Raw genomic sequence first — 17582 nt, 5'->3', positions numbered from 1 at the left:
GCTGGTTGGCTTTGGAGTGCGCTTGACGAAGCAGCGTCTAAAACTCACCGGCAATATCGGTCTTGTGGTCAACAGACCGGCCTAAGCGCCCCCGTGCAGTGCGCAGCTGCTCACGGATGTGCACATCTAGCTCAGCGCGGCTTTGCACAACGCCACTGCCAAAGCTCAAGCGAACCACTGGATAGGTAGTCCCCCAATCCCATTTATCTTGAATATACAAACTTTCAAACAAGGCTTTTTTACCTTCAATAGGCAGCGCAAGGGAACCAGTAGTAGGCTCTTGCCAAAACGCCTGGGCCGGGAAGAATATAGTACTTGTTCTGATTGGCTAGGCGCTCAATAAGGGCGTCTTATCAACGTAGTAATCGTCGTTTTCGCAAACGTCAGAATGTTTGCATTTCAGTGGAAAGTTTACGGCGATAAGTAGATGACACGCTGTCTTCTAATGTGCATGCGTATTCCGGCGAACGTGACCGGTCATTCCGGTGATCGTGACCGATTTGCACACGGCCTTCACGCTGGAGAGAGTTTTGTACGCTGAGCGGTCACGATGGGTCAACCGATTCCGTTTTTTGTGCGTTGGTTTTTCTCAGTGATTCCCCTTTCAGATTGAGTCGGTGAGCGCCGTGCAGGAGCCGATCCATGATGGCGTCTGCCAGCGTGGCGGAGCCGATGTAGTCATGCCAGTGCTCCGTGGGTAACTGGCTGGCGATGAGGGTGGAGCCCCGCCCGTGTCGGTCTTCGATCACTTCCATCAGGTCCTGCCGCTGCTGCGCCGTGATCTTCTGCATGCCCCAGTCATCCAGGCTCAGCAGGTTGGTCTTCAGCAACTGGTTCATCAGCCGACCGTAGCTACCATCACCGTGGGCGATGCGCACCTGCTCGAACAGGCGCGGCACTCGCAGGTAGCGCACCGAGAGGCCTTGCCGGCAGGCCTGATTGCCCAGGGCACAGGCCAGCCAGGTCTTGCCGCAACCGGTAGGCCCGGTGATGCACAGGTTCAGGGACTGGCGGATCCAGTCGCTGCTCGCCAGGCCCGCCATACGCGAGCGTTCCAGTCCCCGGGGATGGCGGTAATCGATGTCTTCGATGCACGCCGGCACGCGCAGGCGGGCGGCCTTGAGCAGCCGGTCCAGCCGCCGGTTTTCCCGGTGCAGCACCTCCCGATCCACTAACAGGGCCAGGCGTTCCTCGAACGCCAGGTCATGCGTTTCCGGTTGAGCACGTTGTTGTTCCAGGGCATCGCCCATGCCCGTCAGCTTGAGGTGGCGTAAGGTATCGAGGGTATTGTACGTCAGCATACGTTTCTCCGGGATCAGTGGTAATAGTGGGGGCCGCGAACGTTGGTGTGAACCGGCAGCTCGGTCAGTTCCGGTGGCTCCTCGGCCACCGGCAGCGGTAACTGATCCAGCCCCTGCTTCAGGATCGAGGTGATGCTCTGGTAACTGGCGGAGTGGATGGCCAGCGCTCGGGCACTGGCCTGCTCAAGGCGATCACGACTGTAGCGCCGACTAAGGTTCAGAAGGCCCAGGCAGGCGCGGTAACCATGTTCCGGATGAGGCCGATCCTTGAGCTGCTTCTGCACCACGCCCAGCGTGCAGGGGCCGATGTCATTGGCCCAGTTCAGGAACCGTCCCGGTGACCAGTTCTGATGGGCCTGGTGCGATTTGGGCATGTGCTCCGTCAGGGTGACGAAGCGGCCCTTACCATGACGGGGATGTAGCGCCACTCGCTGTCCCTTGTGCATCACCTCCACGGACGTGTCGGTCACCCGAACGTCCAGCTTCACCCCCACCAGGGCGTGGGGCACGCTGTATAGCCGCTTCTCGATCTCGATATGGTAGTCGATGCCCGGGCGTGCCTTACGCCACTCGGCGTAGGTGTAGGGCGTGGCGGGTAGGGGGCGTAGCGCCGGTCGGTCAAGGGCATCGAACAGGCTTTGGCGACTCTCCGTGCGCCCTTGGAACGGGCGCTGGTTCAGCGCTGGCAATAACGCGGCGATGGCGGCGTTCAGCTCAGCCAGGGAGAAGAACGTCTGGTGCCGTAACCGGGCCAGGATCCAGCGCTCGACCAACAGCACGGCGGCTTCGGCTTTTGCCTTGTCCTTGGGCTTGTAAGGGCGTGCAGGCAGCACTGCTGTCTGATAGTGAGCAGCCAGGTCAGCGTAGGTCTCGTTGATCGTCGGGGTGTATCGGTCCGCCTTGGTGACCGCTGCCTTGAGGTTGTTGGGCACTAATAAGGCGGGGACCCCGCCGAAGAACGTCAGCATCCGTTGGTGGGAGGCGATCCAGTCCGGCAGGCGCTGGCTCCGGGTGGCCTCGGCAAAGGTATAACTGGAAGCGCCAAGCACGGCGACAAAGACCTGGGCCTGACGCATCTCTCCGGTGCTCGGATCCACCACCGGGACGGTCGGTCCGCAGTAATCGATAAAGACCTTCTCACCGGCCCGGTGAACCTGGCGCATGCTGCGCCGTTGCCAACCTCGCCAGAGCCGGTAATGATGGCAGAACTGGCTGTAGCGGTAGGCCTTGTCGCCGTGGCGTTCCGTGTGCTCGGCCCAGAGCAGTTGCAGGGTAACGCCCTTGGTCTTGAGTTCCTGATGAACCTGGAAGTAATCCGGCTCAGCAAAGCGTGAGGGCGATGCCTTGACGGGGAACAGCCGTACTTCCAGCCAGGCCTCATCAGCATCCTCGGGCAACGGCCAAGTGATGCCCTTCGCCTGGGCCTGGCTGACGTACTTGCCGAGCACACCTTTGGAGAGACCGCAGGCGCGGGCAATGCGGTCGTGACTCAGGCCTACTTCGTACTTGAGGCGCAAGACCTCGATGATCTGTCGCATGCAAATCCTCGCAGTCGGCATCCGCACTTCCTCGTGATGAAAAGAAGGGTATGCCGCATAAAATTGAAGAATTCCAGCGCGTTGGATGTGATTCCGGGGGAGCGTGACCGATGATTCCGGCAACGTGACCAGCGATTCCGGAAAACTACCCAAAATCGGTCACGATAAAACGGAATGCGCGGTCACCATCATCCAGAACAGACGGTCACGTTCAAACGGAATGGGCGGTCACGATAGGGCGGAATACGCAGTGCAACCCGTTCGGGCATTGTGTCGGTTCATTATACTGACAGGCGGGGGAGAGGAGGCCCTTTTTCCGAGGTGATCATCATGGTGTGTTTAAGAGACAGTTAAGGCACAGCCGCCAAAGGTCAAAAACGTCCAAAAACCGGACACTTTAAAATCACGCTCTGTGGCATCTTTGATGGTGGCGAAGGGTAGTGGTCGATGTTATTCGGGATAAAACGGTATGTGGTATTAGTGCTCTGTTTTTATATAAGCTGCTGTTTTTATTGGTTTAAAGTGATAATTATCGATAGGTTGTTTTGGAAGGATAGAACATCGGTAAGGTTTGGAATTAGCCTCCGAAGCCGAGGGTCGCAGGTTCAAATCCTGCCTTCATAACGGTGAGGATCTGCTCCACCTTTTCTGTGACAGCGTGCGCCGACTTGATGTCCGTTAACAACACCGTGAACTCATCACCGCCCATACGGGCCACGGTATCCGTCTCGCGCACACAGCCTTCCAACCGTCTGGCGACTGTGCAGAGCACACGGTCACCCACCGCATGTCCATAAACGTCATTGATGCCTTTGAAGTCATTAAGATCCAGGAACAGCAGCGCCAGGTTGCTCTGGTAGCGGTGGGCCGTACTCAGGCCCAAGGCAAGGCGGTCATAGAAGAGCGCTCGGTTGGTTAGTTTGGTCAGGGAATCATGATGGGCGAGGTATCGTAACCCCTCTTCGGCCTGCATAAGGGCCGTGACGTTTCGCGCGACACCAACTCGCACGCCCTCATCCTCGTACCAGCGGGCAGACCACAGGATGTGGACGATAGCGCCATCTTTACGGATATAGCGGTTGCGGAAATCGACGTGGGGCTTTCCGTCCATCACTCGCACAATGGAGTCCCGTGTGGCCGCTAAATCGTCTGGGTGCATGTAGTGGGTGATCAGAGTGCCGATCAACTCGTGCGGAAGGTATCCGAGCAACGACTCACAGGCATCACTCACAAAGATGATCTGGTTGTCCTTATCCACCACGAAGACAGTGTCCAGCATCAGGTGAATCAGTTTGGGGCAGAGAGCTTGCAGGTCAACGGCCATAGGCTGGGGTAATCCGGTTAGCGTCCCTCGACTATAGAACAATGATGAAGGGGGGCGATAGCCATTATCTCGAAAAACGACTTCAGTAAATGACCGCCCATCTGCATTGCTCATCACGGCGGTTGCTATGACAATGAGCTAGTCGGACTTTTATTTATCCAGCGCGCGGCCGTGGAGGTATCAGTATGAAAACCTTGTCAAACATGGGGTTTGCCATCTTCGGTGCTGCGCTGGTCGCCATTAGTTACGGGCTGGCGCGTTTTGCATTTGGTCTATTTGTACCTTCCATTAGCGCCGAGCTGGCGCTCACGCCCTACCTTATCGGGGTCATCGGGGCGCTGCCATTTATCAGTTTCGTGCTCGCTACGTTGGTCGCGCCGCTTGCCGCGCATCGTCTCGGTGCGCGTAACCTGGCAGTGCTCTCGGGTGGTTTCGGGGTTGCTGGCCTGGGGCTGATCAGTCAGGCGCCAGGCGCACTCACGCTCGGGGTGGGGGTATTTATCTGCGGGATCTGCACCGGTTTGATGATGCCAGCGCTGACCGCTGCTATGCAGGCACTGGTGAGCCGGACGATGCACGGGCGAGTCAGTTCGATCATGAACGCAGGTACCAGCGTCGGGATTATCGTGGCGGTACCGACGGTCGTGTTCCTCTCTGATGCATGGCGCCTGACCTATACGCTCTTTGCTGTTCTGACCGGCATGGGAGTGGTGGCGGCATGGTACTTTATCCCGTCGGTATCAAGAGTAACGCCAGCCAACGCAGCACCGCCACCGCCCATCACCCGGTTGCAGTGGTCGCGACTCACCCGGCTCTCGTTGTTCGCCTTCGCCATGGGGTTTGTTTCTTCTCCTTACTGGCTTTTCGCGCCTGACCTGGTGGTTACCCTTGGCGCGCTGCCCCCTGGCCACACTGGCTGGCTATGGTTTGCGGTCGGCATCGCCGGGCTCGGTGGTGCCGTAGTGAGTGATCTCGCCGACCGCAATAACCCACCCATCACCCAGGCATTGATGTTGATGATGCTCTCTTCAAGCCTGGTGTTACTGGCCGCTAGCCCAAGCCAGCTAGCGCTGGCGATGTTTTCCGCGATGGTTTTCGGGCTTGCCTACATGAGCTTAACGGGACTGTACTTGATGACAGGCATCCGGTTACTACCAGGGCGACTGTCGATGGGGCCGGTGCTGCCCTTTATGGCCTGTGCGCTTGGGCAGGCAGTGGGTTCTCCGATGGTCGGTGTGCTGGTCGATGGATTGGGCTATGCGGACGCCTTTGCGATCTTCGCCGTGGTCGGCATCCTGGTGGCATTTTTATCGCCACTCTATCCAGGCCACATTGACTACTGGGCCGAGGAGGAAGAGCTGCAGCCCCTACCGGTGGAGGATACCGGCCTTCAGGCCGCCTATGACCACCAATTGCTGGACGAAGATGGCGAACCTATTGTGTCCGGTACAAAAGCAACCTATAAAGCCTAATCATTGCGTTGAGGGCCGTGTGACAAAGTGTAGCGAGTTATCACGCAGATAGCGTGCCGGACAACACGGCCTTGGTGCTGAACAGATAATGGTTGATGACCGTTAATCAACGATTCACTATGCTTGTTTAATTTTTATTAATATTTTTTTGTTCAAGTAAACGCACTTTTTTCTATAACCCATTGGCATCACGCATTAGTGATGCCATCAATTTCAATTTTCCATACTTTATAAGTTTTTCACTAACACCGCGAAGTTCTCTCTATCCGATACTAGCGGACTCTCTAGCGCGGCTTATCGGTGGAACTGCTTTTCGCGTTCGGGCTGCCAATAAATGGCATCGATACGCAGCCGTGTTTCGGTATTGTTGGGTAATGGCCATTCGATGATGTCGCCCACCTTGAGGCCGATCAAAGCCGCGCCAATGGGCGCCATCACCGAAATGCCGTCCGCTACGCTTTCCAGGGAGTGCGGGTAAACCAGGGTTCGAATCATCTTAAGCCCACGAGTGAGGTCGGTGAAGCGAACCTGACTATTCATGCTGACCACGTCATCCGGTATATCTTCGGGGTCGCAGACCTCACCTCGTGATAACTCTTCCTCAAGTAGCTGAGCTACGGCCATATCTTTATCGGATGCATTGTCGATCAAGCGCTGGAGGCGTTCGGCATCAAGACGATTAATAATAATAGCAGGGCGTGGTCCCATGATGACTCTCCTTAAAGCAATAAGTTTAAACCAATAAAAAACAGCCCTTCCCCAATAAAGGAAGGACTGCATACTTTTTACAGTATAAGCGATTTATAAAATAAAGACGATCAGGTGACACCTTGTTCAATCATGGCATCAGCCACCTTTCTGAAGCCTGCAATATTGGCGCCTAGTACCAAGTTGGTTTTATCACCAAATTCGTCGGCTGTGTCAGCGCACTGACGGTGGATATTGGTCATAATCTGTTTTAATTTCTGGTCAACTTTCTCCAGGGACCACTGCTCCATGCTGCTGTTTTGCGCCATCTCTAACTGGCTGGTAGCGACGCCGCCTGCATTGGCGGCTTTGCCAGGCCCATAGGCGATTTTAGCGTTTAGAAACAGGTCGACGGCCTCTTTGGTAGAGGGCATGTTGGCCCCTTCACTAATACACGTGATGCCATTAGCGAGCAGGGTTTCCGCATCACTTGCGGTCAGCTCATTTTGTGTCGCACAAGGGAAGGCTGCATCGGCTTGAATATGCCATACGGAATGCCCATCTAGGGGATAGTCACGTACAGAAATGTAGTGCGCGTCAGGGTACTCATGCAGGTAGTCTTCTAAAGAGGTGCGCTGCACTTCTTTGAGCCGTTTGAGTAAGCCTAAATCAATGCCGTTTTTATCGTGGATAGTGCCACGTGAATCGCTGCAGGTGATCGGTTTAGCGCCCAGCTCGTACAGTTTCTCAATGGTATAAATCGCTACATTGCCCGCGCCGGAAACGAGGCATGTTTTGCCACGAAGCTCATCTCCACGGGCAGCCAGCATGTTTTGCGCAAAGTACACCGCCCCGTAGCCAGTGGCCTCTTTACGGCCCAGCGAGCCTCCCCAGTTAAGCCCTTTTCCTGTTAGCACGCCTTCATAGTGGCCGGTGAGCCGCTTGTACTGACCAAAGAGGTAGCCAATTTCACGGGTACCGACGCCGATATCGCCTGCAGGTACATCGCAGTGAGGGCCAATATGACGGTAGAGCTCGCTCATAAATGCCTGACAAAAGCGCATAATCTCGTTATCTGATTTTCCTTTTGGGTCAAAATCGGAGCCGCCTTTCCCACCGCCGATTGGCAAACCGGTTAACGCATTTTTGAAGATTTGCTCAAAGCCGAGAAATTTTATGGTGCCTGAGGTAACACTGGGGTGGAAGCGTAAGCCACCCTTGTAAGGGCCAAGGGCAGAGTTGAACTGTACGCGATAGCCTTTGTTGACCCGTACGCTGCCGGCATCATCTACCCAGCTTATGCGGAACATAATTTGCCGTTCGGGCTCGACTATCCGCTCAATAATGCTGTGTTGGTGGTAATAATCACTCTGCTCGATTAGCGGGCGTAGGCATTCGAGCACTTCTTCGGTGGCTTGATAAAATTCTGACTGTGCAGGGCTGCTTTTATTAAGTCGTGTCAACGTATCGTGAACGTAGGGCATAGGGGCATATCATCATCGTTTTTCAAAAGAGTATTGGCTGGCCAGAGCGTTGGAATATTTAACTGGCAGCACTCTTCTGTGCATAGCCTATGCGTGTTCTGTATATGAGAAAATTATATAAAAATAAGACTAAAGTTTAGTAATGGCCGGTTTTAAGCGCTAATTTCTCAATAGCCGTTAAACGGTTATTAAACGATTTATGGTGCTTTTTAATCAAATTACTATGTAGAAAGCTAGGAGTGTTGAATTTAATAAAATAATATTTGAGTTTTAAAAATGTAAAAACTTATAAGTGGCCGTAATGTATTAAGCGAAGCATTAAAACTAATGAGTGTTGTTTTATGAATATAAGTTAATGTTGTCAATATTGCTTTCTTGGAAAATGGCGGTCTCAATAATCAAGTGAGGACTTCAGTTTGATAAATGTCCAATGGCACTTCCTGGGTGATTTTGAACAGATCCATAAATACTTTTAAAGGTGCCGTGGAGCCTAGCTGACACAAAGGTTTTCTCAAGAACCTAAAGCCAAAAGCCTAGGCAATCGCCAACGATCGAGCGGGTTTGGCCACGCCGCCCTTGGATGCAGAGTCGGCCGATTCGACCATCTGCTCTATAGTCGTGTCTCGTTGGAGCAGCACCGGCGGTTTTTGAATGACGGCAATCGTGGTGAGCATGGCGGTGTTCCTCAGAGCGGGTCGTTAGATCCCGCTCAGGGCCTTGTTCGGGAAGCAGCGCTCAGGCGGGACTGATGTTCTGGTTGATACGGAAGAGGTTTTCCGGGTCGTACTGCTTCTTAATTGCCACCAGTCGCTCATAGCTTGCGCCATAGGCGAAGGCAATGCGATTGGTCTCGTCCCCAGTCAGGAAGTTGACGTAGGCGCCGCTACTGGCAAAGGGCTGTGAGCGAGCAAAGAAGTCCCGCGCCCAGGTAATGCAACGAGCATCATCCTCCGCTGTTTCCCAGCGCGTATGCACGTTCAATACATAATTGGCATCACGGCTCGAATAGGCCATTGCTTGCGGGTCTACGCGGCTCGCCTGCCCACCTAGCGTGGCGATGAATATCTCGCACTGCGAAGAGGGTAGTGCGCTGGCATAGTCGATGATGGTATCGATCACCCCTTCATCAAGCGTCAAGAAGTTATGGGATTTCCAATAGTTCCGGGCGCCTGGCGTCAACAGCGGGTCGAAGGCCTGCTGCCAGTCTGTGTAAGGTTGCACACCGATATGCTCGCCGTAGGCGGTGCCGAATCCTCTCAGCGGCTCGATAAGTTTCTCGCCTTCAGCGGGGTCGCCTGCGTAGCACAGGGCGAATGCCACGATCTCTTTGCCGTGAACTTCCTCAGGCAGGAAGGGCAAGGGAGGTGCCTTGCGAGTGACCATCCACACGTTGAGTTCGTCGGGCATGGTTTCGGTAAAGCGGGCGAACTGGGTGATGACCGATTTTGCCTGTTCGAAGGGAAAAACGATAAGACCGCACAGCACGTTCGGGCCTACGGGATGTAGCTGAAACGTGAAGCGGGTCACGATACCAAAGTTCCCGCCTCCGCCACGCAGCCCCCAGAAAAGGTCGGCATTTTCCGATTCGCTGGCGTGCAGCTGTTGGCCATCTGCCGTGACAACGTCCACGCCGAGTAGGTTGTCGACGGTCAGGCCGTATTTTCGGCTGAGCCAACCGAAGCCGCCCCCCAGGGTCAGGCCGGCAACCCCGGTGGTGGAGTTGATGCCCAGCGGTGTGGCGAGCCCGTATGCTTGGGCAGCAGTGTCGAATTCAGCGAGGGTACATCCAGGCTCAACATGGCCTTGATGATGTTGTTGATCAATGTCTACTTTCTTCATCGGTGAGAGGTCGATCATTACGCCCTCATCGCAGACCGCATTGCCAGCAATGTTGTGCCCACCACCACGAAGGGAGAAAGGCACGTTGTGCTGGCGTACGAAGTTCAGGGCGTGAACGACATCGGCAGGTGACGTGCAGCGAGCTACCATGGAAGGCCTGCGATCAATCATGGCGTTCCATATCTGGCGCACTTCGTCGTATTGGGGGTTGTCAGGAAGAAGAACACCTCCTGCGAAACCGGCCTTGAACTCCTTGATTGCGGTTGACGTAAGCTGGCTCATGACGAGCACCGTTAAGTGGGCTCGGCGGTGCGCAGAAGGCACCGCCGAACGGGATAGTGAGGAAGACAATGTGGCTGGGGATTAGCCGCATGCCTCACAGTGGCCGCAATAGGACATTTCTCCAGTCTCAAATCACAGTATAGTCACGCCTGTCAATAAAACCGTTTATTTATTTTGACACATTCATCCGAATCTGTATATCCGAGCAAAGCGACTTAACCTTCATTGTCGTAAAGAATTAAAAGAATTCTCGAGAGCAGTTTGACGGGTGCTTCTAGCCGTTGCTCCGGCCCATGCGGTACGGCAGCATCGAAGGCTAGGCTCACAGCCCCTCTAATTTATACCACCTAATCCTCCGGCTTTAGCTCTTCCTGCTTGGGCGGGGTGCCTACCTTAATTTCGCTCAGATCCTCATGGGAAAGGCCGCGGTACAGGGCGAACATCATGATAAACACCAGAATAAACATCGGCAGGCCGACAACGGTGATCACCTCCTGCAATGCGGTCAGCCCGGCATCGCCTGCCAGCACGATGAGCATGGCGGCCAGCATGCCTTCGGAGACACCCCAGAAAACCCGCTGATGCCAGGGTCCTGGGTCTGCGCTGCCGGTACACAGCATATCGACGACCAGGGAGGCGGAGTCTGATGAAGTGGCGAAGAAGATGGTGACGATCACCACCGCCAAGCCCTGAATCAAGGTTGCGGCGGGGAAGTTATCGAAAAACGCGAACATGGCGAGCGGGATGCTTTCGGCCACGGCGGCGGATAAAGTACCGGCTTGATCACCCAGGGCTGCCCGGGCCTCGGGGCCAATTCCGTCTATCTCCATTGCCGACCAGCCGAAGATCGCAAACCAGATCAGCGTAAAGATGGAAGGGGCGAACAGCACGCCGAGCACGAACTCGCGGATAGTCCGACCGCGGGAAATCCGCGCTACGAATATGCCGATGAAAGGCGACCAAGTGACGGTCCAGGCCCAGTAGAACACCGTCCAACTGCCTTGCCATCCCCAGGCGCCGCCTTCGCTGGAGTAGCGTGCCAGCGTGTCATTCCAAAACGCCATGGGCAGTAGATTCGTTATATAGAGGCCAAAGGTTTCGACAACGGCACGTAACAGGAAAACGGTTGAGCCGGTAAACAGCACAAACAGCAACAGGCCAACGGCCATCCCGATATTGATATTAGAGAGCCGCTTCACCCCTGAATCCAACCCCGCGATGATCGACCCTACGGCAACGGTGGTCAGGACGGCGATGATCACCACCTTGGGCAGCACCGCGTCTGGAACACCAAACAGTTCCGTTAGCCCCGCATTAATCTGCTGGGTGCCCAGGCCGACAGACACCGCCACGCCAAACAACGTGCCGAGCACGGCAAAGATATCCAGGGTTTTGCCGATGGGGCCGTGAATACGTTCGCCCAACAGTGGAAAGAAGACCGAGCTGAAACGCATCGGCAGGTTGTAACGGTAGATAAAGTACGCGAACGCCAGCCCCGGCATGGCGAAAATGGCCCAGGTATGCAGGCCCAAGTGGTAGATCGAAAAGCTCATGGCATCGTCGGCGGCGGCCACCGAGAAGGGCTCGACACCCGGCCGTGGCGGCGTTGCGAAGTGGGATATCGGCTCGGCCACGCCCCAGAACATCAGCACCGTGCCGATACCGCCAGCGAACAGCATGGCGAACCAGGAGGCGTTGGTATAGGCCGGTTTCGCATCATTGCCACCTAAGCGTATTGCCCCGAAACGGCTTATTGCCACCCACAGTAGAAACGCCACCCAGCTTGTGACCCCAAAAATAAAAAACCAGCCAAGGTTAGTAACGATCCATTGCCGCCCCGCGCCGAAGGCTTCCCCTATAGGGCCTGGCGCAATCAACAGCGCCACAAGGAAAAGAATCATGATCCCAGCCGATGTGAAAAAAATAGTGGGATCCGTCTTGAGGCCCAGCTTTCGCGCAAGTGCATCCATCGTTACGTCTCCCTGAGTCTTTACAGCCAGTTTTTATAACCGGTTTTACAACCGTCCTTAAAACAACGTAGGAGTTGTCGGTCGATTACGCCAAGCTGGGCGAAGTAGAGTACCTCTTCTCCTCTCCATAGGCTGCTGTTCGGTATAGAAGGTGTTTGGCAGCATGCTTCATCCGCGCTGATCAAAGCACTCAAGGGAAGTGATATCGTCCGGCTTCAAAAAGTCACTAGCGTGTGCCCAACTGGTGCTGAGCGGGCCATCTCAGTTACTCTACACTTGGTGTTTGCGTTTCATGAATGAAGGATAGCCGTATCAATGTTGGGATTCCTGCAGGGATTTTCCTATGGCCTGTTTATGACCTGCCTGCCCTGGCTATTGGTCGGCCTTTTCAACCCTGGTCTGGCGCTTCCGGTGCTGGCTCCCAGCCGTCTGCAGGTCATCTTCCGCTATTGTTTGCTGGTTCCTTTTATCAGCATGCTGATGTGGCTGACCTCTCTATGGGGCGGTTTCAGCCCCAGCCTTTTTGGCTGGCTGGCTGGCGGGTATTGTCTCTATTCCTGTGGCGCTGCCAGTCGAGCGAACACTGCGCGGCTGGCTGGCCCGACGCCGCGAGCGCCGCCAGGAAGCTCAACGAGTGGCCGCGGTACGTAAGCGCCGTGCCCAAGAGGAGCGCAAGGCCTATGAGGCTGGCGTGTCAGTACTCGACCCTGGTCGGCCGCCAGAGGGGGCCGATGAGCTTGTACTCGCCATGTGCCGGGCCAAGCAGAGCCTGCTCGACGTGCATCGCCCCGATCTCGCCATTCAGGCGGATCGCCTCTATAGCCGCTATCGGCATGTGATGGACGTGCTGAGCGGCCGATTCCACACAGGCGAGTTGGCTTTCGAGCGCTCGCGTGGCTTGGTCACGCAGGTTTGTCTCGGCGCGGTGGATACGCTGACATCTATGGCGTCCCAGGCGCGAGGGGTGGTTAGCGTAGACGGTAATTACGTGCGTAGTCGCCTGACCCAAGAGGGCAAACAGTTGGGCGAGGAGGAGCGCGCTGCCCTGGTGCGGCGCCTGGATCTGCTGGTGGAAACTGAGCACCGGTTGAATAAGCTTTCTGCCCGTATCGAATCGGCCCTGACCGTGCTCGACGACACCGCTGTTTCCATGGCGCGTATCGAGACAGCGCGCCCACAGGCGTCGGTTACCACCGAGAAGGCACTGGAGGATTTACTCCGCTTCGTCGAAGGCGCGGATCGTTATACGCGTAAAGATTAATCCAGCGGACGATGCTGCTGTGCCGAAAGTTCTGTGTTAATGGTTCTGTGTTAATGGTTCTGTGTTAATGGTTCAGTGCCAATGGTGCCCTGCGGTTTTCACAACGGCTTCTTTCAATAGCTCAGGAGATGTTTATGGCTCAGCAACCCGATGACAAACGTCGCCTCTCCCTGCCGCCGGTGGACGAGATTGCCAGTCAGCTGGGGGCTAACCAGGAAGAATCGGTCGACCCCAATGAGCGTGCCATCGACCCTGAGCTTGAGGCGATGGCCGGCCGCTTTGTCGAAGATATCCTCGCCGAGAATGACGAGGAATCCATCGCTCGCCAGCGCCGGGCCGTAGACGAGATGGGGCTTGAGTTGCAGCAGCAGGCCGCGCATCGTAGTGCCATGTTGCAAACACCGCTTCGTCAGTTAGCCCATCAGGGCGATGAAGGAGGGCCGGTAGCCAAGGCGCTGGTTGATCTTCGCGGGCGCATGGAGGGCCTTGATCCCGCTCGCCATCGTCTAGCGCCGAGCGCGCTGGATCGTGTTATGGCGCTCATTCCCGGCGTCGACAGCCGCCTGCAGCGCTACTTTCAGAAGTTCGAAAATGCTCAGCAGGCGCTAGACGCGATTATTGATGAGTTGAAAGGCGGTCGCGATATGCTACATCGTGACAACGTTACCCTGAGCGATGACCAACAGGCTTTAAATAAAATCCTTGTTGAGCTGAACCGGCAAATTGCGCTGGGCCGTTTGATTGATAGCCGCCTGCAGGACGAGATTGCCGCTCGCGATGCCGATGATCCGCGGCGTCACTTCCTTGAGGAGGAACTGCTCTTTCCCCTGCGCCAGCGTATTGTCGATCTCCAACAGCAACTGGCGGTGAGTCAGCAGGGCGTGCTGGCGCTAGAGGTCATCATCCGCAATAACCGGGAATTGATGCGCGGTGTAGACAGGGCCATTAACGTCACTGTTTCAGCCCTTACCGTGGCGGTGACCGTTGCCATGGCGATGGCTAACCAACGCCTGGTGCTGGACCGCATCGAAGCCCTTAACACTACCACGTCGCAGATGATTGGCGGGACCGCCAAGGCACTGCGTCAGCAAGGGGTAGATATACAAAAGCGCGCCTCCTCCGCGATGCTTGATATGCAAGTGCTTGAGGAAGCTTTCAGCGAGGTAATGGGCGCGATCGATGATCTCTCAAGCTATCGGCAGGAGGCCTTACCGCGGCTGGATGAGCAAATCGACCGCCTGGCGACCTTGGCGAAGCAGGGAAACGCCTCCATCGAGCGCCTCCGCGAGGGTAGCCAATCGCAGCCACAGGACGACGGTCAAGCCCCCAGCTAATGCGTCATTAAGGAGCCTCTTGTGTCGCGTTATCTCATAGTGCTGCTGTCGGGATCAATCACAGTAGGTTGACAGCGATAAGCGTGAACGTGGCGCCGAAGATAACAAACGCCAATAGGGCGAGTAACCCGTCGTGGGCCACCAGTGAAAGCCCTAGCGCCAGCAAAGCCAGCCCGGCAGCCGAGGAAGAAAAGGGCACCAGTTCCATGAGCGGCATACACAGACCGACGATGACACACAGCACGGCAATGCCATAGCTGCCCCCTCTATGTACTAGGAACGTTAATCGTGGTTTAAGAACGCGGTCTATGCCCCGCGCTGGCTTGTTGAGCCAGTCGAGCGCTTTCTGCAGTTTGTTATGCTCAACTGAGCGGTCGAGAATGAAATGGGGCAACCAAAATTTTTTCCGACCGATCAGCATCTGTACGGCTACCAGCAACACGAACAACGCCATGAAGAACGACATGCCAGGTACGCCACTGAGCGGCGAGAATAACGTGATGCCAATCAGCATCAACAGCGGCCCAAAAGAACGGCTGCCAATCGATTCAACAACCATCTCGATTGAGACGCGATCGTTGTGGCGTGTCAACTCGCCCACTCGGTCAAGGAGTTGTTCGAGGTTTTGCAACGGCTGGTTCATCAATGGCTACCATAAGAGATCAATTGTGGGCGGACTAGGCATGGGCTTGAATATGCCGCTCATGAGAGAGTTCACTGACAAAGAGTAGGCAGGGCGAATCCAAATTACCAAGAGAGTGACGTGGGGTTATTATTGACCACAAGCGGTTCTGCGTAGAGCAGCTAGTAATCCTTACTCACATCGCAGACATCACCTATTTGCCTGATAATTACCTACCCAGAACAATCAGCCGGGGCGACCGTGCGATAGCTTGCCACGGCTTCTTCCATTGCTTGTTGTAATGCCGTAATGCGCGACTCATGGGCGGGATGCGTAGAGAGAAATTCAGGAGGCTGACCGCCACCAGCCGCCGCCATGTTGCGCCACAGTGCCACGCTTTCTTGTGGGTTGAACCCTGCTTGCGCCATGATCGCCAGCCCCATCAGGTCGGCTTCTTCCTCGTGGGCGCGGCTGAACGGCAGGGTGATGCCGAGCTGGGCGCCGAGGCCCAATGCCTGCATTAACTGCTGCTGTCCCATGTCTCCCTCGCCTAACAATCCTACTACTAGCATCCCGGCCTTAATGCCAAGCTGCTGAGTAAGGCGTTCATTGCCATGGTCAGCCAGCACATGACCAACTTCATGGCCGATCACCGCCGCCAGTTGGTCAGGCGTCTCGGCGACTTGGAGTAGGCCGGTATGCACGCCAATGCGCCCCCCAGGTAGGGCGAAGGCGTTGGGGGAATCATCTTCAAAGACGACAACTTCCCAGGCCGCCGGTAGCTCGTCAGTCGGATAGAGGGCCTCGGTGGCGGCTATTATTTCCTGAGCTACGCACTCTACCTGGCGGTTAGCGGCTACGTCACGTGACACTGGCTGGTCACGGCGTAGTTGGTCGAAGGTATCCTCGCCCATCTGTGTCATTAAATTTTCTGGTACCAATGTCAGTTGGGAGCGCCCGGTCGGCGTTTCATCGCAGCCGGTCAGCAGTACCAGGGGGAGCAGGAATAATAGGCACAACAGGAGTCGTGGGCGCATCGCATCTCTCATCAATAAATCAAGCGAGTATACCGGCCTTAGCCAAGGGGAGAACCAAACCTCAATGCTGAAAGAGCTAGCGTGGGTAAAAAAAGGGCACCCTATCAGCAACTATTGCAGATAGGGCGCCCATAATGAAACCTGTTGTTTTGAAGCTTTTTAGACGTAGAAATCCAGATCTTCCTGCGCTTTCAATAGATCGCGCATTTTGATGGGGTCGTCTCCAAAGAAGAAGAGCAGGCCCCAGTGTGTCCCGAAGGCTGAGCGGTCAGGAACGGTTTCTTCTGCGGGCGCGACCAGTTCGTGGGACTCGAAATAGGGATGCTCAATCGTTTCTTTGGGCATTTCCAGCTTGCTGACCACCCGGCGGCGTGGGTACACACCGAAGCAGCCGGCGTAGCCTTTCGCATCGACCACTTCACGGGGGAAGAACGCTGCCACTTCCTCTTTTGTGCTTTTCGGATCAAACACGAGCATCGATGCTTGATAGGCGTTAAACCCGTAGGCTTTTTCAATCAGCTCGAAAGCTTTGAAGCCGGGTGGGCGGTAGGCAACCTCGCCAAAGTACATCTCACCATCAGCTGTGACGAAGTACTCGGGGTGAATCAAGCCAAACTGAATATCGAACGTTTTGATCAGCAGTTCGATCTGTTTAGTGATCGCGGTGCGCCAGCTCTCGAGTTCCGCCGTCGCGGGTACGAATACCGAATAGCCCAACGTTACGTATTCTGAAATATTCAGGAACTGGATTTTGCCATCGTGTATCCAGGCCTCAACGGCGAACTCCCAGCCATCCAAATGGCTTTCCATTAGCAGGGGATATTCTTCGTCTGGAATGTTGTCGATCTCTTCGATCTTGCGAATCATTCGGTGGCCGAGGCAACCGGCTTTGTCGAATGCCTTGACGTGAATCGGGTCATCCGGGTCGCCATCGAGTTTAAGCAGCGTTTGGTTGACGCGCTTCATGAAGCGAACGATGTCTTCTTTCTCATGCGCCTCTTCGAAAATACCGACGCGAATACCGCCAAGCTGGGCACGACGCTTCATTAACGCCTTGTCACGGAACAGAATGGACTGGCCGAACATACGAGGACTGTCGAGTAGAACCGAGTTGATCGCACCGGACCATTCAACGGTTTCTTCAAACAGCGGGATGGCGATATCGACGCCTTCTTCTTTTAGCTTTTCGGCGATTTCCATGGACCGGTCGTTTAGCCGGATAAAGTCCCACGGCAGAAAAGGGATGTTGTTCGCGGTACAGAAATCCGCAGCCCATTCAGGAGCAACAACGATATATCGACGGTCAAATTTCTGCGCAGCCTTGATCGCGTTGATACTCCAGCCAAGTAAGGCGATATAGCCTTTATTGGGGTCTTTGGGAGTCTCGGTGCCTTTGACCGAGTCCATTTCTGGATCACGCCAAGACGCTAC

At 55.4% G+C, this 17582-nt stretch carries 16 protein-coding genes; 4 read left to right on the top strand and 12 right to left on the bottom strand.

What is annotated here, in order from left to right; all coding sequences use genetic code 11:
• Positions 1-37: 37 nt before the first annotated feature.
• From Q3Y66_RS17760 to Q3Y66_RS17745, 4 genes are all read right to left on the bottom strand, one after another.
• Entirely contained in the window at positions 38-232 is a 195-nt protein-coding gene (locus Q3Y66_RS17760) for a hypothetical protein (protein WP_008956081.1), read from the bottom strand.
• Positions 233-545: 313 nt separating this feature from the next.
• Entirely contained in the window at positions 546-1301 is a 756-nt protein-coding gene (gene istB / locus Q3Y66_RS17755; RefSeq protein WP_008956082.1) for an IS21-like element helper ATPase IstB, read from the bottom strand.
• A 14-nt stretch (positions 1302-1315) separates the two neighbouring features.
• Positions 1316-2860: an IS21 family transposase gene (istA, locus tag Q3Y66_RS17750; RefSeq protein ID WP_193365438.1), complete on the bottom strand. Its 1545-nt coding sequence runs from the start codon at positions 2858-2860 to the stop codon at positions 1316-1318.
• A 556-nt stretch (positions 2861-3416) separates the two neighbouring features.
• Entirely contained in the window at positions 3417-4277 is an 861-nt protein-coding gene (locus Q3Y66_RS17745) for a diguanylate cyclase (protein WP_238528414.1), read from the bottom strand.
• Between the two features lie 71 nt (positions 4278-4348).
• Between Q3Y66_RS17745 and Q3Y66_RS17740 the strand changes: the two genes are divergently transcribed.
• Positions 4349-5635, top strand: a complete 1287-nt coding sequence (locus Q3Y66_RS17740; protein WP_008956085.1) for an MFS transporter — start codon at positions 4349-4351, stop codon at positions 5633-5635.
• 294 nt (positions 5636-5929) lie between these two features.
• Here Q3Y66_RS17740 and rnk read toward each other — a convergent pair whose 3' ends face one another.
• The 5 genes from rnk to Q3Y66_RS17715 all read right to left on the bottom strand — a co-directional run bounded on the left by rnk (position 5930) and on the right by Q3Y66_RS17715 (position 11897).
• Complete coding sequence (rnk, locus tag Q3Y66_RS17735) at positions 5930-6343, bottom strand: nucleoside diphosphate kinase regulator (RefSeq protein WP_008956086.1); 414 nt, start codon at positions 6341-6343, stop codon at positions 5930-5932.
• Between the two features lie 110 nt (positions 6344-6453).
• On the bottom strand, positions 6454-7806 hold the full coding sequence (gdhA, locus tag Q3Y66_RS17730) for an NADP-specific glutamate dehydrogenase (protein WP_008956087.1): 1353 nt from the start codon (positions 7804-7806) through the stop codon (positions 6454-6456).
• Between the two features lie 533 nt (positions 7807-8339).
• Positions 8340-8480, bottom strand: a complete 141-nt coding sequence (locus tag Q3Y66_RS17725) for a hypothetical protein (protein WP_008956088.1) — start codon at positions 8478-8480, stop codon at positions 8340-8342.
• Between the two features lie 61 nt (positions 8481-8541).
• On the bottom strand, positions 8542-9927 hold the full coding sequence (locus Q3Y66_RS17720; protein WP_008956089.1) for an FAD-binding oxidoreductase: 1386 nt from the start codon (positions 9925-9927) through the stop codon (positions 8542-8544).
• Positions 9928-10274: 347 nt separating this feature from the next.
• Complete coding sequence (locus Q3Y66_RS17715; protein WP_008956090.1) at positions 10275-11897, bottom strand: BCCT family transporter; 1623 nt, start codon at positions 11895-11897, stop codon at positions 10275-10277.
• Positions 11898-12212: 315 nt separating this feature from the next.
• On the opposite strand from Q3Y66_RS17715, the gene Q3Y66_RS17710 reads away from it, so the two are divergent.
• The 3 genes from Q3Y66_RS17710 (at position 12213) to Q3Y66_RS17700 (ending at position 14492) form a co-directional block, all read left to right on the top strand.
• On the top strand, positions 12213-12548 hold the full coding sequence (locus Q3Y66_RS17710; RefSeq protein WP_238528416.1) for a hypothetical protein: 336 nt from the start codon (positions 12213-12215) through the stop codon (positions 12546-12548).
• A complete protein-coding gene (locus Q3Y66_RS17705) occupies positions 12532-13158 on the top strand; it encodes a hypothetical protein (RefSeq protein ID WP_238528418.1) in 627 nt (208 codons plus the stop codon). The genes Q3Y66_RS17710 and Q3Y66_RS17705 overlap by 17 nt, the downstream gene beginning before the upstream one ends.
• Positions 13159-13292: 134 nt before the next feature.
• Positions 13293-14492: a toxic anion resistance protein gene (locus Q3Y66_RS17700; protein WP_008956091.1), complete on the top strand. Its 1200-nt coding sequence runs from the start codon at positions 13293-13295 to the stop codon at positions 14490-14492.
• Positions 14493-14550: 58 nt separating this feature from the next.
• On the opposite strand, the gene Q3Y66_RS17695 is transcribed toward Q3Y66_RS17700, so the two are convergent.
• From Q3Y66_RS17695 to Q3Y66_RS17685, 3 genes are all read right to left on the bottom strand, one after another.
• On the bottom strand, positions 14551-15135 hold the full coding sequence (locus Q3Y66_RS17695) for an exopolysaccharide biosynthesis protein (protein ID WP_008956092.1): 585 nt from the start codon (positions 15133-15135) through the stop codon (positions 14551-14553).
• Positions 15136-15347: 212 nt separating this feature from the next.
• Entirely contained in the window at positions 15348-16151 is an 804-nt protein-coding gene (locus tag Q3Y66_RS17690) for a M48 family metallopeptidase (protein WP_008956093.1), read from the bottom strand.
• Between the two features lie 159 nt (positions 16152-16310).
• Positions 16311-17558: an acetyl-CoA carboxylase biotin carboxylase subunit family protein gene (locus tag Q3Y66_RS17685; RefSeq protein WP_368411728.1), complete on the bottom strand. Its 1248-nt coding sequence runs from the start codon at positions 17556-17558 to the stop codon at positions 16311-16313.
• Positions 17559-17582 lie beyond the last annotated feature (24 nt).

Source organism: Halomonas sp. HAL1 (genome assembly GCF_030544485.1).
GTDB lineage: Bacteria > Pseudomonadota > Gammaproteobacteria > Pseudomonadales > Halomonadaceae > Vreelandella > Vreelandella arctica.
This window is presented reverse-complemented; position numbering and strand designations above follow the sequence as displayed.